The organism is Pseudomonas sp. HOU2, from assembly GCF_040729435.1.
In the GTDB taxonomy this organism is placed as follows: domain Bacteria; phylum Pseudomonadota; class Gammaproteobacteria; order Pseudomonadales; family Pseudomonadaceae; genus Aquipseudomonas.
This window is the reverse complement of record NZ_CP160398.1, coordinates 5,319,071-5,339,115: the sequence shown is the minus strand read 5'-3', so window position 1 is coordinate 5,339,115 and position 20,045 is coordinate 5,319,071. Positions and strand designations below refer to the sequence as shown.

General features: G+C 61.2%; 14 protein-coding genes. 7 read left to right on the top strand and 7 right to left on the bottom strand.

What is annotated here, in order from left to right; translation table 11 throughout:
- Window position 1: 1 nt before the first annotated feature.
- A complete protein-coding gene (locus tag ABV589_RS24225; protein ID WP_045122360.1) occupies window positions 2-661 on the bottom strand; it encodes a GntR family transcriptional regulator in 660 nt (219 codons plus the stop codon).
- Between the two features lie 268 nt (window positions 662-929).
- Between ABV589_RS24225 and xdhA the strand changes: the two genes are divergently transcribed.
- The 4 genes from xdhA (at window position 930) to guaD (ending at window position 7,095) form a co-directional block, all read left to right on the top strand.
- A complete protein-coding gene (gene xdhA / locus ABV589_RS24220) occupies window positions 930-2,384 on the top strand; it encodes a xanthine dehydrogenase small subunit (protein WP_367083972.1) in 1,455 nt (484 codons plus the stop codon).
- The gene (gene xdhB / locus ABV589_RS24215; protein WP_367083971.1) at window positions 2,377-4,776 is read left to right on the top strand and encodes a xanthine dehydrogenase molybdopterin binding subunit; all 2,400 of its coding nucleotides are present in this window, start codon (window positions 2,377-2,379) and stop codon (window positions 4,774-4,776) included. Before xdhA ends, xdhB begins: the two co-directional genes overlap by 8 nt.
- A 143-nt stretch (window positions 4,777-4,919) precedes the next feature.
- A complete protein-coding gene (xdhC, locus tag ABV589_RS24210) occupies window positions 4,920-5,777 on the top strand; it encodes a xanthine dehydrogenase accessory protein XdhC (RefSeq protein ID WP_367083970.1) in 858 nt (285 codons plus the stop codon).
- Window positions 5,778-5,790: 13 nt separating this feature from the next.
- Window positions 5,791-7,095, top strand: a complete 1,305-nt coding sequence (guaD, locus tag ABV589_RS24205) for a guanine deaminase (RefSeq protein WP_367083969.1) — start codon at window positions 5,791-5,793, stop codon at window positions 7,093-7,095.
- Between the two features lie 182 nt (window positions 7,096-7,277).
- Here guaD and ABV589_RS24200 read toward each other — a convergent pair whose 3' ends face one another.
- Window positions 7,278-8,042 (bottom strand): GntR family transcriptional regulator, encoded by a 765-nt coding sequence (locus tag ABV589_RS24200; RefSeq protein WP_007961054.1) that lies wholly within the window; start codon window positions 8,040-8,042, stop codon window positions 7,278-7,280.
- A 410-nt stretch (window positions 8,043-8,452) separates the two neighbouring features.
- On the opposite strand from ABV589_RS24200, the gene ABV589_RS24195 reads away from it, so the two are divergent.
- Window positions 8,453-9,643, top strand: a complete 1,191-nt coding sequence (locus ABV589_RS24195) for a benzoate/H(+) symporter BenE family transporter (protein WP_367083968.1) — start codon at window positions 8,453-8,455, stop codon at window positions 9,641-9,643.
- A 131-nt stretch (window positions 9,644-9,774) separates the two neighbouring features.
- Here ABV589_RS24195 and ABV589_RS24190 read toward each other — a convergent pair whose 3' ends face one another.
- Window positions 9,775-10,119, bottom strand: coding sequence for a YggL family protein (locus tag ABV589_RS24190; RefSeq protein ID WP_003223308.1), 345 nt, complete (start codon window positions 10,117-10,119; stop codon window positions 9,775-9,777).
- Between the two features lie 234 nt (window positions 10,120-10,353).
- On the opposite strand from ABV589_RS24190, the gene dacB reads away from it, so the two are divergent.
- Window positions 10,354-11,814, top strand: coding sequence for a D-alanyl-D-alanine carboxypeptidase/D-alanyl-D-alanine-endopeptidase (dacB, locus tag ABV589_RS24185; protein ID WP_367083967.1), 1,461 nt, complete (start codon window positions 10,354-10,356; stop codon window positions 11,812-11,814).
- A 156-nt stretch (window positions 11,815-11,970) separates the two neighbouring features.
- Here the strand turns inward: dacB and ABV589_RS24180 are convergent, their stop codons facing one another.
- Together ABV589_RS24180 and rlmKL are read right to left on the bottom strand one after the other, a co-directional pair.
- On the bottom strand, window positions 11,971-14,358 hold the full coding sequence (locus ABV589_RS24180; protein ID WP_367083966.1) for a diguanylate cyclase: 2,388 nt from the start codon (window positions 14,356-14,358) through the stop codon (window positions 11,971-11,973).
- 148 nt (window positions 14,359-14,506) lie between these two features.
- The gene (rlmKL, locus tag ABV589_RS24175; protein ID WP_367083965.1) at window positions 14,507-16,777 is read right to left on the bottom strand and encodes a bifunctional 23S rRNA (guanine(2069)-N(7))-methyltransferase RlmK/23S rRNA (guanine(2445)-N(2))-methyltransferase RlmL; all 2,271 of its coding nucleotides are present in this window, start codon (window positions 16,775-16,777) and stop codon (window positions 14,507-14,509) included.
- Between the two features lie 532 nt (window positions 16,778-17,309).
- Between rlmKL and ABV589_RS24170 the strand changes: the two genes are divergently transcribed.
- On the top strand, window positions 17,310-17,525 hold the full coding sequence (locus tag ABV589_RS24170) for a ribosome modulation factor (RefSeq protein WP_003223300.1): 216 nt from the start codon (window positions 17,310-17,312) through the stop codon (window positions 17,523-17,525).
- Between the two features lie 267 nt (window positions 17,526-17,792).
- Here the strand turns inward: ABV589_RS24170 and ABV589_RS24165 are convergent, their stop codons facing one another.
- Both ABV589_RS24165 and ABV589_RS24160 read right to left on the bottom strand, forming a co-directional pair.
- The gene (locus tag ABV589_RS24165) at window positions 17,793-18,812 is read right to left on the bottom strand and encodes a quinone-dependent dihydroorotate dehydrogenase (protein WP_367083964.1); all 1,020 of its coding nucleotides are present in this window, start codon (window positions 18,810-18,812) and stop codon (window positions 17,793-17,795) included.
- Window positions 18,813-18,957: 145 nt separating this feature from the next.
- Window positions 18,958-20,007, bottom strand: a complete 1,050-nt coding sequence (locus ABV589_RS24160) for an OmpA family protein (RefSeq protein ID WP_007960920.1) — start codon at window positions 20,005-20,007, stop codon at window positions 18,958-18,960.
- Between the last annotated feature and the right edge of the window lie 38 nt (window positions 20,008-20,045).

The following is a 20,045-nucleotide window of genomic DNA, read 5'->3' as shown; positions in this document are numbered from 1 at the left end:
CTCAGGCAACCGTCAGGGCGGAGACCACCAGATCGCAGCTGCGCTGGGCGTAAGCCGTCAGCACGATGCGGATCTGCGGCAAATCACGAGCGAGCACAGCGGCCAGCAGGCGCTCGAACAGCTCAAGGAACTCGCTCATTTCGGCCTTGCGCTGTTCGAGGGCGAGGAAGTACGCACGGCTCATGGCCGGCTGCAGGTTCTCGACGGTCTCTTGCAGGTACGGGTTGTTGGCAAACGGGTACGCGGCGCGCATCACGGCGAAGCTGTCGTCGACGAAGGTGCGGATGTCCTGGCGCTCGTAGCTGGCGCCCAGGCGTTGCTGGATCTGCACGAACGGCGCCATGTCGGCCTGGGTCTGCCAGCCATTGGCGACCGCGTTGCCGAGCAGGATGTACAGCTCGCTCATCAGCGTGCACAGGCTCTGCACCTTGTGCGCGGTGAGTTCGGTGACATGGGCGCCCCGTCGCGGCAGGATCGCGATCAGGTGGCGGCGTTCGAGGATCAGCAGGGCTTCGCGGACCGATCCGCGGCTGACATTGAGGGCCAGCGTGACCTTCTGTTCCTGGATGCGCTCTCCCGGCTTCATTTCGCCACGAATGATGCGTTCGGCGAGGTGGTGAGCGATTTGCTCGGCGAGGCTGTCCGGCGCCTTGAACGTCATGGTTGTCCTTCAAACTCTTCGATCTGCACAAGCGGCGCAGTGTAGCGCATATGCACGGTCATGGCGGAGTGCCCGCAGCGCGGTTTTTGGCACGATTCAAGCAAAAAAAGCAGTGGATCCGCTCAGGGTCAATACTCAATAGAGCACGCGTTAATCGACAAAACCGTTTTTCCTGACCTTTAAGTCAGAAAACCATTGACCGAAAAGTCAGACCTGCTAAATTCGGCTCAAGTCGGTTAACAACAATAATGAGTCTGCGAGGCCTTCCGTGATCCAGTTTTTACTTAACCAGGAACTCCGTAGCGAGCACGCCCTGGACCCGAATCTGACCGTGCTCAATTACCTGCGCGAACACGTGGGCAAATCCGGCACCAAAGAAGGCTGCGCCAGCGGCGACTGCGGCGCCTGCACCGTGGTGGTCGGCGAGTTGCAAACGGATGACGCCGGCCGCGAACACATTCGCTATCGCAGCCTCAACTCGTGCCTGACCTTTGTGTCGTCGCTGCATGGCAAACAACTGATCAGCGTCGAAGACCTCAAGCACCAGGGCGAACTGCACAGCGTGCAGAAAGCCATGGTCGAGTGCCACGGCTCGCAGTGCGGCTTCTGCACCCCCGGCTTCGTCATGTCGCTGTTCGCCCTGCAAAAGAACAGCGATGCACCGGATCCGGCCAAGGCGCACGAAGCGCTGGCCGGCAACCTCTGCCGCTGCACCGGCTACCGGCCGATCCTCGCCGCCGCCGAACAATCCTGCTGTGGCAAGCAACCGGACCAGTTCGATGCCCGCGAAGCCGAGACCATCGCCCGCCTCAAAGCCATTGCCCCGACCGATATCGGCGAACTCAACAGCGGCGACAAGCGCTGCCTGGTGCCGCTGACCGTCGCCGATCTGGCCGATCTGTATGACGCTTACCCACAAGCGCGGCTGCTGGCCGGCGGCACCGATCTGGCGCTGGAAGTCACCCAGTTCCACCGCACCCTGCCGGTGATGATCTACGTCGGCAACGTCGCCGAGATGAAGCGCATCGAAAGCTTCGACGACCGTATCGAAATCGGTGCCGCCACCGCCCTCTCCGACTGCTACGAAGCGCTGACTGCAGAGTACCCGGACTTCGGCGAACTGCTGCACCGCTTCGCCTCGCTGCAGATCCGCAACCAGGGCACCCTCGGCGGCAACATCGGCAACGCCTCGCCGATCGGTGATTCGCCACCGTTGCTGATCGCCCTCGGCGCGCAGGTCGTACTGTGCAAGGGCGAAACCCGGCGCACGCTGAACCTGGAAGATTACTTCATCGACTACAAGGTCACCGCCCGTCAGGAAAGCGAGTTCATCGAGAAGATCATCGTCCCCCGCGCCACGGCCGAACAGCGCTTTCGCGCCTACAAGGTCTCCAAGCGTCTGGACGACGACATCTCCGCCGTCTGCGCCGCGTTCAACCTGCGCGTGGAAAACGGCGTGATCAGCGACGCGCGCATGGCGTTTGGTGGCATGGCGGCGATCCCGAAACGCGCCGCCCACTGCGAAGCCGTACTGCTCGGCCAGCCGTTCAACAGCGCCGTGGTCGAACGCGCGTGCGCAGCACTGGCCGAAGACTTCACGCCGCTCTCGGACTTCCGCGCCAGCAAGGAATATCGCCTGCTCAGTGCGCAGAACCTGCTGCGCAAATACTTCATCGAACTGCAAACACCGCACATCGAGACTCGGGTGACCGCTTATGTCTAACCATCACGCCGTAGAGAAGACTCAAGCTGAACTGGCGGAACTGTTCGCCAGGGACCTGACCACCGGCGTCGGCCGCAGCGTCAAGCACGACAGCGCCGCCAAGCATGTGTCCGGTGAAGCGCAGTACATCGATGATCGCCTGGAATTCCCCAATCAGTTGCACGTTTACGCACGGCTGTCGGACCGCGCCCACGCGAAAATCATCAGCATCGACACCAAGCCCTGCTACGCCTTCGAAGGCGTGCGCATTGCGATCACCCACGAAGACGTGCCGGGCCTGAAAGACATCGGCCCGCTGCTGCCGGGCGATCCGCTGCTGGCCATCGACGATGTGCAATTCGTCGGCCAACCGGTGCTCGCCGTCGCGGCGAAAGACCTGGAAACTGCGCGCAAGGCTGCCATGGCCGCGATCATCGAATACGAAGATCTCGAACCGGTGCTCGACGTGGTCGAAGCCCTGCGCAAACGCCACTTCGTGCTCGACAGCCACACTCACCAACGTGGCGATTCGGCCTCGGCGCTGGCGACCGCTGAACACCGCATTCAAGGCACGCTGCACATCGGCGGCCAGGAACACTTCTATCTGGAGACGCAGATCTCCTCGGTGATGCCCACCGAAGACGGCGGCATGATCGTCTATTGCTCGACGCAGAACCCCACCGAAGTACAGAAACTGGTGGCCGAAGTGCTCGACGTGTCGATGAACAAGATCGTCGTCGACATGCGCCGCATGGGTGGTGGTTTCGGCGGTAAGGAAACCCAGGCCGCCAGCCCGGCGTGCCTGTGCGCGGTGGTCGCGCACCTCACCGGTCAGCCGACCAAAATGCGTCTGCCACGGGTCGAAGACATGCTGATGACCGGCAAGCGTCACCCGTTCTACGTCGAGTACGACGTCGGCTTCGACAGCACCGGGCGCCTGCACGGGATCAACATGGACCTGGCCGGCAACTGCGGCTGCTCGCCGGACCTGTCGGCGTCGATTGTCGACCGGGCGATGTTCCACTCGGACAACTCGTACTACCTCGGTGACGCCACCATCAACGGTCACCGCTGCAAGACCAACACCGCGTCGAACACCGCTTACCGGGGTTTCGGCGGCCCGCAAGGGATGGTCGCCATCGAAGAAGTGATGGACGCGATTGCCCGTCACCTCAACCTCGATCCGCTGGCGGTGCGCAAGGCCAACTACTACGGCAAGACCGAGCGCAACGTCACCCACTACTACCAGACCGTCGAGCACAACATGCTCGAAGAGATGACTGCCGAACTGGAAGAAAGCAGCCAGTACGCCGAGCGCCGCGAAGCGATCCGTCGCTACAACGCCAACAGCCCGATCCTGAAAAAAGGCCTGGCGCTGACCCCGGTGAAATTCGGCATTTCCTTCACCGCCAGTTTCCTCAATCAGGCCGGCGCGCTGATCCACGTCTACACCGACGGCAGCATCCACTTGAACCACGGCGGCACGGAAATGGGCCAAGGCCTCAACACCAAGGTCGCGCAAGTGGTGGCCGAAGTGTTCCAGGTGGAAATGGATCGGGTACAGATCACCGCGACCAACACCGACAAGGTGCCGAACACCTCGCCGACAGCGGCCTCCAGCGGCGCTGACCTGAACGGTAAAGCGGCGCAGAACGCCGCCGAGATTATCAAGCAGCGTCTGGTGGAGTTTGCCGCGCGGCACTACAAGGTCAGCGAAGAAGACGTGGAATTCCACAACGGTCATGTGCGCGTGCGCGACCACATCATGACCTTCGAAGCGCTGATCCAGCTGGCGTATTTCAATCAGGTCTCGCTGTCGAGCACCGGTTTCTACAAGACCCCGAAAATCTACTACGACCGCAGCCAGGCCCGTGGTCGGCCGTTCTATTACTTCGCCTTCGGCGCGGCGTGCTGCGAGGTGATCGTCGACACCCTCACCGGCGAGTACAAGATGCTGCGCACCGACATCCTCCACGACGTCGGCGCCTCGCTGAACCCGGCGATCGACATCGGTCAGGTCGAGGGCGGCTTCATTCAGGGCATGGGCTGGCTGACCATGGAAGAACTGGTCTGGAACAACAAGGGCAAGCTGATGACCAACGGTCCGGCCAGCTACAAGATCCCGGCCGTGGCAGACATGCCGCTGGACCTGCGAGTGAAGCTGGTGGAAAACCGCAAGAACCCGGAAGACACGGTGTTCCATTCCAAGGCCGTGGGCGAGCCGCCGTTCATGCTCGGGATTGCGTCTTGGTGTGCGATCAAGGACGCGGTGGCGAGCCTCGGTGATTACAAGCATCAACCGCAGATCGATGCACCGGCGACCCCGGAGCGGGTGTTGTGGGGGTGTGAGCAGATGCGCCAGCTGAAGACCGTGAAAGCGGTCGAAGCTGAAACCGAGTTGGCTCCGCTCTAGGACCGAGGTGCGGCTTATCGCTGGCAAGCCAGCTCCCACAGTGATCTGTGGTGATTTCAGGATTTGCGGTACACCACAAAACCTGTGGGAGCTGGCTTGCCAGCGATGAGGCCCGAACAGACAACGAAGATGTCGAGGTGAACATGTACAACTGGATCGACGCCCTCGCCGACCTGCAGAACCAGGGCGAACCCTGCGTTCTGGTGACGATCATCGAAGAACTCGGCTCGACCCCGCGTAATGCCGGTTCGAAAATGGTCGTCAGCGCGAAACAGACCTTCGACACCATCGGTGGCGGGCATCTGGAATACAAAGCCATGCAGATCGCCCGCGAGATGCTCGCCAGCGGCAAGCAGGACACCCATCTGGAGCGCTTCAGCCTCGGCGCCAGCCTCGGCCAGTGTTGCGGTGGCGCCACGGTGTTGCTGTTCGAACCGATGGGCCAGGTGCAGGCGCAGATCGCCGTGTTCGGCGCCGGGCATGTCGGCCGCGCGCTGGTGCCGCTGCTCGCCAGCCTGCCGTGCCGAGTACGCTGGATCGATTCGCGGGAGGAGGAATTCCCCGAACAGATCCCCCACGGCGTGCGTAAAATCGTCGCCGAAGAGCCTGTGGATGAAATCGACGACCTGCCCGCCGGCAGCTACTGCATCGTCATGACCCACAATCATCAGCTCGACCTGGAACTCACTGCCGCGATTCTCAAACGCAACGACTTCGCCTACTTCGGCCTGATCGGTTCGAAGACCAAACGGGCCAAGTTCGAACATCGCCTGCGTGATCGCGGTTTCGACAGCGGCGTCGTGCAACGCATGCGCTGCCCGATGGGCATCGGCGAAGTCAAAGGCAAACTGCCTGTGGAAATCGCCATCTCCATCGCCGGCGAAATCATCGCCACCTATAACGCCAATTTCGGCCAGCACAGCGCCAGCGCCGAACCGATTGCCAAACTGCTGCCGGTTTCGCGGCGCAGTCAGGCCGCCAAACTCAAAGCCTCAAACTGATTAGAGAACCCTCATGCCTCTGACTCGCAAAGCCTACCGCGCCGCCATCCTGCACAGCATCGCCGACCCCGCCGAAGTCGGGATCGAAGCCTCCTACGAATATTTCGAAGATGGCCTGCTGGTGGTCGATGGCGGCAAGATCAGCGCCCTCGGCCACGCCAGCGAACTGCTGCCGACCCTGCCTGCGGACATCGAGATCACCCACTATCAGGACGCGCTGATCACCCCGGGCTTCATCGACACCCACATCCACCTGCCGCAAACCGGCATGGTCGGGGCCTACGGCGAGCAATTGCTGGACTGGCTCAACACCTACACCTTCCCGTGCGAAAGCCAGTTCGGTGACAAGGCTCACGCCGATGAAGTGGCGGACATTTTCATCAAGGAACTGCTGCGCAACGGCACCACCACCGCGCTGGTGTTCGGTAGCGTGCACCCGCAATCGGTGAATTCGTTCTTCGAGGCCGCCGAGAAGCTCGACCTGCGGATGATCGCCGGCAAGGTGATGATGGACCGCAACGCGCCGGACTATCTGACTGACACCGCCGAATCGAGCTACGTCGAGAGCAAGGCGCTGATCGAACGCTGGCACGGCAAGGGCCGCCTGCATTACGCGGTCACCCCGCGCTTCGCGCCGACCAGCACCCCGGAGCAACTGACCCTCGCCGGCCAACTGTTGACCGAATACCCGGATCTGTACATGCAGACCCACATCAGCGAGAACCTCAAGGAAATCGAGTGGGTCAAGGAACTGTTCCCGGAGCGCAAGGGCTATCTGGACGTTTATGATCACTACAAGCTGCTCGGCGAACGCTCGGTGTTCGCCCACGGCGTGCACCTGTGCGATGACGAATGTGCGCGTCTGGCGGAAACCGGTTCGGCGATCTCGTTCTGCCCGACCTCGAACTTCTTCCTCGGCAGCGGTCTGTTCAACTTGCCGATGGCCGAGAAGCACAAACTGAACGTCGGCCTCGGTACTGACGTCGGCGGCGGCACCAGCTTCTCGTTGCTGCAAACCCTGAACGAAGCCTACAAAGTCATGCAGTTGCAGGGCGCGCGGTTGAGTCCGTTCAAGTCGCTGTACCTGGCGACGCTGGGCGGTGGGCGGGCACTGCGTCTGGAAGACAGGATCGGCAACCTGCAACCGGGCTCCGATGCGGACTTCCTGGTGCTGGATTACAACGCCACGCCATTGCTGAGCTATCGCCTGAAACAGGCCAACAACATTGCCGAAACGTTGTTTGTGCTGATGACACTGGGCGATGACCGCACGGTGCAGCAGACGTATGCGGCGGGTACTTTGGTGCATCAGCGCTGAGTTTTCCCAAGGCATAAAAAATCCCCCAGCGCTTTTCAGCCTGGGGGATTTTTGTTGCCTGTCAGATTGCTATCGCTGGCAAGCCAGCTCCCACAGGTTTCTCGGTGTATCGCAGATTCGGTGAACCCCACAAATCCCTGTGGGAGCTGGCTTGCCAGCGATTGGAGCGACTCGGTGTCAGCTCAAAGCTTGGCCGCCGGGCGCCCAGGCTTCTTGGTCTGCAGCAAATGCGAGAACACCGCATGCAGATCATCCGACGCACTTTCCTCATCGAGGTTGAGCTTGCTGTCGATGTGATCCATGTGATGCATCATCAGGTCCACCGCCAGTTCACCGTTGCGCGCTTCGATGGCGTCGATCAACTGGGTGTGCTCGTCATACGAGCAATGCGAGCGGTTGCCGCTTTCGTACTGGGCGATGATCAGCGAAGTCTGCGACACCAGGCTGCGCTGGAAGCTGATCAGTGGTGCATTCTTCGCCGCTTCCGCCAGTTTCAGGTGAAATTCGCCCGACAGACGGATACCGGCACCGCGATCGCCACGGGAGAAGCTGTCGCGCTCGTCGTTGACCATCTGGCGCAGTTCGGCGATCTGCTCGGCGGTGGCGTGTTGCACGGCCAGCTCGGTGATCGCGCGCTCCACCAGACGGCGGGCCATGAACACCTGACGCGCTTCTTCAACGCTCGGGCTGGCGACCACGGCGCCACGATTCGGCCGCAACAGCACCACGCCTTCATGGGCCAGACGCGACAGCGCACGGCGAATGATGGTGCGGCTGACCCCGAAGATTTCCCCCAGCGCTTCTTCGCTCAACTTGGTGCCGGGCGCCAGACGCTGTTCGAGGATCGCCTCGAAGATATGCGCGTAGACAATATCGTCCTGGGTTCCGCTGCGGCCGGCTTTGCCTGCTCGCGGTTGTTTCTTGAGGGGTTGCAACTGTTCGTTCATGGGCACTCGAGTCGGGAGAACTGCGGCGAATAGACCGTGACTGTAATACGGCACAGTAGGTCGCTGGCAAGTATCGCGTAAAAAACAGCGCGATTGTACACAATGGATGGTGGCAACACGACTGTATGGCTGTTTGTGACCACGGCTGTATTGCAACGATCCGTTACGATTGAGTTTAGGCTTAAACACCAAAACCGCCGCCGTACTCAACATTGTGGCGAGGGAGCTTGCTCCCGCTCGGCTGCGCAGCAGTCGTAAACCCAGGCGACGCAAGTGGATTGAAATACCGCGTCGCCCATATTGGGACAGCTTCGCTGCCCAGCGGGAGCAAGCTCCCTCGCCACAAAAAACCGGGCACGCACACAGACCTGCTGGATTCACTGCTTTCCATAAGAAGGAACACCGCCGTCATGAACGACGCCACCTACACCCGCCTGCGCCCTCTCGCCGACACTTCGCCTTCGGCGATCGTCGCCGGTTTTATCGCAATGATGACCGGCTACACCAGTTCGCTGGTGCTGATGTTCCAGGCCGGGCAAGCGGCGGGCCTGAGCAGCGGGCAGATTTCCTCGTGGATCTGGGCGATCTCGATCGGCATGGCGGTGTGCTCGATCGGCCTGTCGCTGCGCTATCGCACGCCAATCACCATCGCCTGGTCGACACCGGGTGCAGCCCTGCTGATCACCAGCCTCGGTGGCGTCAGCTACGGCGAGGCCATCGGCGCCTACATCACCTGCGCGGTGCTGGTAACGATTTGCGGGCTGACCGGCAGCTTCGAACGCTTGGTGAAAAAGATTCCGGCGTCGCTGGCGGCAGCGTTGCTGGCGGGGATTCTGTTCAAGATCGGCAGCGAAATCTTCGTCGCCGCGCAACACCGCACCGGGCTGGTGCTGGGGATGTTCTTCACCTATCTGCTGGTCAAGCGCCTGTCGCCGCGTTATGCGGTACTTGCCGCGTTGCTGATCGGCACCGCGCTGTCGGGCTTCATGGGCCTGCTGGACTTCAGCGGTTTCCATCTGGAACTGGCGACGCCAGTCTGGACCACTCCACACTTCTCCCTCGCGGCGACCATCAGCATCGGCATTCCGCTGTTCGTGGTGGCGATGACCTCGCAAAACATGCCCGGCATCGCCGTGCTGCGCGCCGACGGCTACAACGTGCCGGCCTCACCACTGATCACCAGCACCGGCATCGCCTCGCTGCTGCTGGCGCCATTCGGCTCCCACGGCATCAACCTCGCGGCGATCAGCGCAGCCATCTGCACCGGGCCGCACGCCCATGAAGATCGCAACAAGCGCTACACCGCGGCGGTCTGGTGCGGGATTTTCTACGGGATTGCCGGGGTGTTCGGCGCCACATTGGCGGCGCTGTTTGCCGCGTTGCCGAAAGAACTGGTGCTGTCGATTGCCGCATTGGCGCTGTTCGGCTCGATCATCAACGGGCTGAGCATTGCCATGACCGAGGTGAAGGAGCGTGAGGCGGCGCTGATTACCTTCATGGTCACGGCGTCGGGGTTGACGCTGTTTTCCATTGGGTCGGCGTTCTGGGGGATTGTGGCGGGGGTTCTGACGCTACTGATTTTGAATTGGCGTAAAGCCTGAAAGCAAAAGATCGCAGCCTGCGGCAGCTTCTACAGGGAAACGCATATTCCCGTGTAGGAGCTGCCGCAGGCTGCGATCTTTTGATCTTCCCAAAAAAAACGGCGACCCTCAGGTCGCCGTTTTTTTCAGTATCACTTGGCCGCGTTGATCGGCTTTTCCGGATACCAGACGTCCAGCAGCGGGCTGACGGTCATGCCGGTCAGTTCGCTACGGTTTTTCAGCCAGGCTTCAACGGCAGCGCGCTGCTCTTCGTTGACCGAGCCACGCTTCTGCAGGCAAACCAGACCGAAGTCATCGCCGCCCACATAACCCAGACCGTTGGCTTCCATGGCTTCTTTGATGAATGCTTCGAGGAAAGCGTCAATGGCTTCTTCGGACAAATCTTCTTTGAAGTCCAGGTTCAGTTCGAAACCCAGCTCTTGGAATTCATCAACGCACAGTTTTTTGCGCAGACGCTGGGAACGGTTAGTCGCCATTGGAACAATCCTCTTAAGTAATAACGGCCGGCACTTTACCAGTTTAAGCGGTCAATTGCCCGACTCTCTGGGCGCGATGGCGACCGCCCGTAAAAAAAATAACCAAATGGCCGCCCCAGGCAAGGCACAAGCTGTTACACCTTGGGGCATAATGCCGACACTTTCATGACCACTGAGGGCTTTTTCATCCATGCCTTCGTTATTTTCCCCCTCTTGTGCAGGGTTTTATTTCAGATGATCAAATCGTTGCGTCCACTGTTTCTCGCCAGCCTTCTTCTGCCTCTGGCCCTGCCGGTTTCTGCGGCCACTATCAATACCGCCCTCACCCCTAACGTCGAAAAAGCCCTCAAGGCCAGCAAGCTGCAGCCGACTGCGCTGTCGCTGGTGATGATTCCGCTCGACGGCCCGGGTAACCCGACCGTGTACAACGCCGACGTCTCGGTCAACCCGGCCTCGACCATGAAACTGGTCACCACCTACGCCTCGCTGGAAATGCTCGGCCCCAACCATCAGTGGAAAACCGAGTTCTACACCGACGGCGACCTGAGTGGCGGCATCCTCAACGGCAACCTGTACCTCAAGGGCGGCGGCGATCCGAAGCTGAACATGGAGAAACTCTGGCTGCTGATGCGCGACCTGCGCGCCAACGGCGTGACCCAGGTCACCGGCGACCTGATTCTAGACCGCAGCTTCTTCATCCAGCCGCAACTGCCCGAGTTCAACGACGACGGCAATGACGAGAACAAGCCGTTCCTGGTCAAACCCGACTCGCTGCTGGTCAACCTCAAGGCCCTGCGCTTCGTCGCGCGCAATGACGGTGGCCGGGTGCTGATCTCGGTGGAGCCGCCGATTGCCAGCGTGCGCATCGAAAACACGGTCAAGGCGCTCAACTCCAAGCAATGCACCGGCGGCGTGCGCTACAACCCGGTGACCCAGCCTGATGGCAGCGTCACTGTGACCGTCGCCGGCCAGTTGGGCGATGGCTGCAGCTCGCAGACTTATCTGTCGCTGCTTGACCACGCGACCTACACCGCCGGTGCCGTGCGCGCGATCTGGAAAGAACTGGGCGGCAGCATCCAGGGCAAGGATCGCCTCGCCGCGACCCCGAGCAGCGCCAAGCTGCTGGCCCGCGCGTACTCACCGGATCTGGCGGAAATCATCCGCGACATCAACAAATACAGTAACAACACCATGGCTCAGCAGCTGTTCCTGAGCCTCGGTCAGAAGTACCGCAACGAAGCCGACGGTGACGACGCCAAGGCCGCACAACGCGTAGTCCGCCAGTGGCTGGCGAAGAAAGGCATCACCGCGCCGCACCTGGTGATGGAGAACGGCTCCGGGCTGTCCCGTGCCGAACGCGTCAGCGCCCGCGAGATGGCCAACATGCTGCAAGCCGCCTGGCACAGCCCGTACGCCGCCGAGTACATCAGCTCGCTGCCGATTGCCGGCACCGACGGCACCATGCGCAAACGCCTGAAGACCACCGCGATGCGCGGCGAAGCCCACGTCAAGACCGGCACCCTGAACACCGTGCGCGCGATTGCCGGCTTCAGCCGCGACGTCAACGGCAACACCTGGGCGGTGGTGGCGATCCTCAACGACAAGGCCCCGTTCGGTGCGTCTTCGGTGCTGGATCAGGTGCTGCTGGATCTGTACAAGCAGCCGCGCCTGCCGCAGACCGCTTCAGCGCTGTAAGCCACCCTTAAACCTGTGGAAGCAACTCTCTGTGGCGAGGGAGCTTGCTCCCGCTGGGCTGCGCAGCGGCCCCAATGATTTTGTGAGCGCTACGCACTCAAGCGGGAGCAAGCTCCCTCGCCACAAGGGCTCACGCGGCTCACTTGTCAGATCTGATCAGCTCATCTGCTCCACCCGGTCACGCCCGCCCTGCTTCGCCGCATACACCCCCGAATCCGCGCGCAGCAGCAGCGCATCCGCGCCCTCCCCCGGGCGCCAGCTGGCGATGCCGAAACTGGCCGTCACCACCCCGACCACATCCACCGGCGCACTGCGCAGGCCTTGCCACAACTCCACCGCCAGTATGTACGCATGCTCGCCGTCGATGTCCGGGCACAGCACCATGAACTCTTCGCCGCCCAGACGACAGAACACATCGGTACGCCGCAAACGATGGCCGATGCGCTCGCACACCGCCTGCAGCACCCGGTCGCCCACGGCATGGCCGTACTGGTCGTTGATCCGTTTGAAGTGGTCGATGTCGAGCATGATCACTGACAGCTCGCCGCCGCCGCGCTCGACCCGGGCCATTTCGGTGGTCAGGCGTTCCTGGAAGTAGCGGCGGTTGTGGATGCCGGTCAGCGAGTCAGTCACCGACAGCGCCCGCAGCTCCTCTTCCACCCGCTTCAGATCGGAAATGTCCGAGATGTAGCCGTGCCACAGCACGCCGCCGCCCGGCAGCTCTTCGGGCGTCGCCTCGCCGCGCACCCAGCGCAGGCCACGCTCGGGCAACTGCACTCGGTACTCCTCGCGCCATGGGCTGAGATTGTCCGCCGAGGCGCGGATCGAGCTGCGCACGCGGGTGATGTCTTGCGGATGGATACGGGTGAAAATCGCCTCGGCATTGAGCAGCAGCACGTCCGGCTCCAGCTCGTAGATCTCGCGGATGCCATCGCTGGCATAAATCACGCTGAAGCGCCCGTCGAATTCCATCTTGAATTGGTAAATGCCACCGGGCACGTGAGCGCTGAGTTTCTTGAGCAACACATCCCGCGCCGCCAGCGCTTCGTGCACGCGCTTGCGCTCGGTGATGTCGATGCAGATCGCCAGATGCCCGACCCACAAACCCTGCTCATCGAGCACCGGGGTGGCAAGCATGTTTACCGGCAGATGACTGCCGTCGCTGCGCACCAGCGTCCACTCGCGCGCCTCATGCCCGCCGACCTCGCCGCCCTCGACCAACATCGCGTGGCAGGTCGGAATGCTCTTGCCGTAACGCGCACTCAACTCCGCCGAACGCGCGGCCAGCTCTCGCGGCAGATGCAGGTTTTCCAGGGTCATGTGGCCGACCACATCGGCGCTGCTGTAGCCAAGCATCTGTTCCGCACCCGGGTTGAAGGTGTTGATCACCCCGCGCAGGTCGGTGGCAATGATTGCCACTTGGGTCGCGGCATTCAGCACGCCGCGCAACTGGCCGTGGGTACCCCGCAATTCCTGTTCGCGGGCGTGCAGTTCCTGCGTGCGCAGTTCGACCATGCGCAAGGCGCGCTGGCGTTGACTGACCAGCACGTAAAGCAGTGCGCTGAGCAACAGACTCAGCAGCGCCCCCAGCACCACCAGGCTGCTGATCGACGAATGGTTGGCCTGCAGAAACGCTTCGCTGGGCTGAATGTCCACTTGATAGTCATGGTCGGCCATGCGCAACAACTGCGTAGCCGACAGATCACTGGCTCCCGCTTTGTTGGCCGACTCGTAAAGCACTTCATGCTGATCGTCGGTGGACAGGTCGAGAATGCGTACGTTGAGGAAATCCTGGTGCTCCTCCGGCAGTCCGTCGGCCAGCAACTGCTGCATGCTGATCACCGCCATCACATAGCCTTGCGGCGGCCCTTTCGGCGCCTCTTCACGGGTGACCGGCGCCAGCAGCAAGACGCCCCGGGCATACGCCGGATCAATCCCCACCAGATGCAATGGCTGCGACACCACCATGTGCCCGCTGCGGTCGGCGCGTTCCAGCGTCGCCCGGCGCAGCGGTTGCGCCAGCAAGTCGTAACCCAGCGGCGTGGGCAAGCGGCTGAGGCTCTGGGTGTAGATCACCGGGACGTATTCGGGGCGATCAGCGGCGGTCTGCAACTGATCGTCAGCGGTCAGCTCACGAAAGGTGAAGGTGCTGAAACCTTCGTTACGCACGGCCTGTTCGACCGCCGGGCGTTCGGCACGGCTGACCCGCGGCGCATAGGAATAGGCCTGGGTGCGTAATAGAAGCGGTTTGGCATAGCCGTCGAATTCGCTGCGCGAGACCGAATCGGAGTTGGCGAAGAAACGGCGCAGGCCGTCGAGACGCTGTTCCTGATCCTGGAAACGTTCTTCGATGCGGCTGTAACGCTCACTGGCCAGCAGCTGGAAGCGTTGGCGCAGTTGATGGTGAAACTGATTGAGGGTGGCCCAGGCGAGCAGCCCCGTGAGAATCCCGCCGGCGAGCAATACCAGCAGCGCGACCAGCCAGGCCGAGACGTCTTCGCTGATAAAACCCAGAATCTTTGGGCGCACGGGGTGCAACGACATAGGGGCAACTCACGACGCCATTGTTTCGGGGGGAAAACCCCATTGGCCATGAGTTGAGTTATAGCTATTAGCCATTAATTTGGCTAGCGCTGATCGGATCCAAGAGCCTTTAAAAATCAAGGCTCTGTGGATCCAACCCGCCCAAGCGTCAACGAGCCGTGATTTTCCAGGCGCGGTGGATCTTGGTGTTACGCGCAAAATCCGGATCGATGGTCTGCGCGCTGATTTCCTCGACCGCGTAACGCTCGGCCAGGTTCTCCTCCAGCTGGAACTTGCGGAAGTTGTTGGAGAAATACAGTACGCCGCCGCTTGCCAGACGCGCCATCGCCAGGTCGATCAACTGCACCTGATCACGCTGTACATCGAAGATGCCTTCCATGCGCTTGGAGTTGGAGAAGGTCGGCGGGTCGATGAAGATCAGGTCGTACTCTTCACGGCAGTTTTCCAGCCAGGCCATCACGTCGCCCTGCTCCAGACGGTTCTTGTCGGAGAAGCCGTTCAGTGACAGGTTGCGCCGCGCCCAGTCCAGATAAGTCTTCGACAGATCGACGCTGGTGGTGCTGCGCGCACCGCCCTTGGCCGCGTGCACACTGGCGGTCGCGGTGTAGCAGAACAGATTGAGGAAGCGCTTGCCGGCGGCCTCTTTCTGAATGCGCATGCGCATCGGCCGGTGATCGAGGAACAGCCCGGTGTCGAGGTAGTCGGTGAGGTTCACCAGCAGCTTGACGCCGCCTTCGCTGACCTCATTGAACTTGCCCTGCGCCGCCTGACGCTCGTATTGCTTGGTGCCGCTCTGACGCTCGCGGCGTTTGACCACCACGCGGCTCTTGTCGACGTTCAGCGCCTGCGGGATCGCCGCCAGGGCGTCGAACATGCGCGCCGAGGCCTTTTCCGGATCGATCGACTTCGGCGCGGCGTATTCCTGCACGTGCACCCAATCGTGATACAGGTCGATGGCCATGGCGTATTCCGGCATGTCGGCATCGTAGACGCGGTAGCAGTCGATGCCCTCGCGCTTGACCCACTTGCCCATCGCCTTGAGGTTTTTCTGCAGGCGGTTGGCAAACATCTGCCCGCCTTCGCTCAGGCGCGGCTGCTCGATCACTGGCGCCGGGGCTGGCGTCGGTTTGATCGGGTTGCCGTTCTTGTTGAACTTGCGCTCTTGCGGCTCGTTCGGCGCCTGATCGTAGGCCGCTTGCTCACGCTCGGCCTGACGCTGTTCCGGGGTACGCCGTTCGCCGGTGACGAACTGGTCCGGCAGCACCTTGATCAGCAGCAGTTTGCACGGCAGCGCGCCGTTCCAGAACGAATACTGCTTGTGGCTGCGAATGCCCATGCGCTTGCCCAGATCCGGCGCACCGGTGAACACCGCCGCTTCCCAATTCAGGCAGGCCTGACGCAGACGCTCGCCAAGGTTCTGATAGAGGTACAGCAGGCTGGCTTCGTCGCCCAGACGCTCGCCGTACGGCGGGTTGCAGATCACCAGACCTTTCTGGTTCTGGTCCGGACGCGGCTCGAAGGTCGCGACTTCGCCCTGATAGATCTTGATCCACTCGCTAAGCCCGGCGCGCTCGACGTTGTTGCGGCCCGGTTGAATCAGGCGCGGGTCGGCTTCGTAACCGCGAATCCACAGCGGCGGCCTGGCCAGACCGGCAGCGGCGCGCTCAACGGCTTCTTCATGGAGTTTTTTCCACAGCGCCGGAACGTGACCCAGCCAGGCGGTGAAGCCCCACTGCTCGCGACGCAGGTTCGGCGCCATGTCGGCGGCGATCATCCCCGCTTCGACCAGGAAGGTGCCGACGCCGCACATCGGGTCAGCCAGCGCGCCGCCTTCGGCCGCAATGCGCGGCCAGCCGGAACGGATCAGGATCGCTGCCGCGAGGTTTTCCTTCAGCGGTGCCGCGCCCTGCTGCAGGCGGTAGCCACGCTGGTGCAGGCTGTGGCCGGAAAGGTCGAGGGACAGGATCGCTTCGCCGCGATCCAGGCGCAGGTGAATGCGCAGATCCGGGTTGAGCTTGTCGATAGACGGACGGTCGCCTTGCGGGGTACGCAGTTTGTCGACGATGGCGTCTTTGACTTTCAGCGCGCCGAAGTGGGTGTTGTCGATGCCCGAGCCGTGGCCGCTGAATTCAACGGCCAGAGTGCCGTCAGAGAGCATGTGATCCTGCCACTCGACGTCAAGCACGCCGTGGTACAGGTCTTCGGCGTCTTTCATCGGGAAACGCTTGAGCACCAGCAACACCCGGTTGGCCAGACGCGACCACAGGCACAGGCGATAAGCGGTTTCCATGGTCGCCATGCCACGCACGGCGGAAGTGTGCTCGCGGGCGTCTTCAAGGCCAAGCCCGACGGCTTCCTCGATGAGCAGGCCTTCAAGGCCTTTGGGGCAAGTGAGGAAGAGTTCGAAACGGTCGGACATGGTATTTCCAGAGCCTTTGGCTAGTGAACCGGCAACGCATTGCCGATCCGGTTTTCAATCAGGCGCTTTTCTAAAAGAGCGCCCGCGTGGCACGAAGGTGTGCCGTTCCATCCCCGCTGCTCGGGTTAAAAGAGCTTAGATGCAAGGACAGTTATTAAAGTTGATGAAACAAAATGACTCAAAGCAACCCTTCGTCGAATATTACCCCAGCGTAAACGTGGGTCATTCTCACTAAAGGATTAACCCCATCATCCAGTGCGGGGCCGATCATACCGGGGTTTGCTGAAAAAAAGTTCATGAAACCGGTCGTTACTTATGGCTGTAGCACTATTTTCGTTACGTCCTTATGACAAAACGATCATTCCCTCGGTGTGACTCATTGGTTAGAACTGACCACAGGTTGACGTCGCAACGGCGTCAACACCTTGGCTCGCCACGCCGGCAGCGAGCCGTACCACGGCAGAGTTTTTCTGCCAGGACCTCGGTTGAGGTCGACGCGACACAAACAGTCAACAAGTGAGGGAAACACCCTATGAGAAGACTTAAGCGTGATCCGTTGGAAAGAGCATTTTTGCGCGGATATCAATATGGCGTTGGTGGCAAATCCCGCGAGCTTTGCCCATTTACTCTACCGTCGGTACGTCAAGCCTGGATCAACGGCTGGCGAGAAGGACGCGGCGACAACTGGGACGGTATGACCGGCACTGCGGGGATCCACAGACTCAACGAACTTCACGCCGTCGGCTGACACAGGGCACTTATTGCAACACGACAATCTGAATTTTTAGCGACTTACCATGCACGTCCTTCCCGGACGGCGGGCTACGGCCCAGGGGCTCCTTCGAGGAGCCCTTTTTTATGCCTGAAAATGCAATCCCCTGTGGCGAGGGAGCTTGCTCCCGCTCGGCTGCGCAGCAGTCGTAAATCCTGAATCCTCGCTATACCTGACAAACTTGGGTTTGCTTCGCAACCCAGCGGGAGCAAGCTCCCTTGCCACAGAAGCCCTCAGAAACCGTCAGCGCAGCGCGGCAATCGCGTCTACCGATTCACGAATCAGCGCCGGGCCCTCATAGATGAAGCCCGAGTAAATCTGCACCAGGCTCGCACCCGCCGTGATCTTCTCCGCTGCATGCTTGCCTTCGGTGATGCCACCAGCCGCAATGATCGGCAAGCGACCACCCAATTCACCCGCCAACACTTTCACGGTATGCGTGCTCTTCTCACGCACCGGAGCGCCGGACAGACCGCCCGCCTCGTCACCGTGCTCCATGCCTTCGACGCCGACCCGGCTCAAGGTGGTGTTGGTGGCGATCACCGCGTCCATCCCGGTTTCGATCAGCGCCTGAGCCACTTGCGCGGTTTCTTCGTCGGTCATGTCCGGAGCGATCTTGATCGCCAGCGGTACGTGCTTGCCGTGGCGCAGAGCGAGTTCGGCGCGACGCGTGGCGAGGTCGGCCAGCAATTGCTTGAGCGAATCACCGAACTGCAGGCTGCGCAGGCCCGGGGTGTTCGGCGAGCTGACGTTGACCGTGACATAACTGGCGTGAGCGTAGACCTTGTCCAGGCAGATCAGGTAGTCATCCACCGCGCGTTCGACCGGGGTGTCGAAGTTCTTGCCGATGTTGATCCCCAGCACGCCCTTGTATTTGGCTGCAGCGACCCGCGCCAGCAGGTTATCCACACCGAGGTTGTTGAAGCCCATGCGGTTGATGATCGCCTCGGCTTCCGGCAGACGGAAGATCCGTGGTTTCGGGTTGCCCGGTTGCGGACGCGGGGTGACGGTGCCGATTTCGACAAAACCGAAACCCAGTTGCGAGAAACCGTCGATGGCCGCGCCGTTCTTGTCCAGACCGGCCGCCAGACCCACCGGATTCGGGAAGTCCAGGCCCATGACCGTCACCGGCACATTCGCCGGCCTCTTGCACAGCATGCCATTGAGGCCCAAACGCCCACCCGCGCCGATCAGATCCAGCGACAGGTCGTGGGAGGTTTCCGGGGAAAGTTTGAACAACAGCTGACGGGCCAGGGTGTACATGGGCGGCGATGACTCGGGCGGCGAAAAGAGGCGGCGATTATAGCCGGCCAACGGTCCCGGGCGCGAGGCGCCAATGCCCTGTTGCTCAAATCGCAGGCAAAGAAAAGCCCGGCCTGAGCCGGGCTTTTCTAGTAGCGGCAGCTAATTACTTAGCTTGAGCTTCAACCTGCGCTTCTACGCGACGGTTAACAGCACGGCCAGCTTCAGTTTTGTTGTCAGCAACTGGGCGGGATTCGCCGTAGCCGATCGACTGAACGCGGGACGACTCAACACCGTACTGCTGGGTCAGAACCTGCTTGACGGCGTTTGCACGACGCTCGGACAGTTTCTGGTTGTAAGCGTCAGGACCGACGGAGTCAGTGTGACCTTCAACAGTGGTGTGAGTGGCTGGGTACTGCTTCATGAAGTCAGCCAGGTTCTTGATGTCAGCGTAGCTGTTTGGCTTGACGACCGACTTGTCGAAGTCGAATTTCACGTCCAGCTCTACACGAACAACTTCAGCAACTGCTGGGCAGCCATCAGCGTCAACAGTTACGTTGGCTGGGGTGTCCGGGCACTTGTCAACGTTGTCGCAAACGCCATCGTTGTCGCTGTCGGAGCAGACTTCAGCCGGAGCTGGAACTGGAGCAGCAGCTGGCTTGCCGCCGCCACCGAAGTTCACACCCAGACCAACCGATGGAGCGTAGTCCCAACGGCCGTTGTCCAGTTTGTAGTCAGCTTCTACGCCAGCACGGGCGAAGAAGTTTTCGGCGAAGTAGTACTTAACGCCAGCGCCAGCAGTCAGGAAAGTCGACTGGTCGCGACCGGTGTGGCCGTCAGCAGCTACGTTGGTCAGGTTGCCGTGCTTAACGCCACCTTCAACGTAAGGACGCAGAGCGTCGCCAGCGTTGTTGAAGTGGTATTGAGCGGTCAGACCGAAGTTGTCACCGCGCAGTTTCTGGCTGCCGGTACCGTCGTTCGAACGGGTGTGGTTGTTACGATCCCAGCCGAAGTTGATCGAGACGTCGTCGGTCAGGAAGTAACCGATTTTGGCGCCTGGGTTGAAGCCGTCTTCGACGTGATCAACACTGTCGTTGTACTGCTTCTTGTAGTTGATCTCGCCTTCAACTGCGCCTTGGCCTTGTGCCAATGCGCCGAACGAAGTAGCGGCAATAAGAGAACCAATGGCCAAGCCCAAGGTGTTTTTCAGTTTCATCCGTTAAATCCCCATCTGGTGATTGTGAAGCAGTCCCG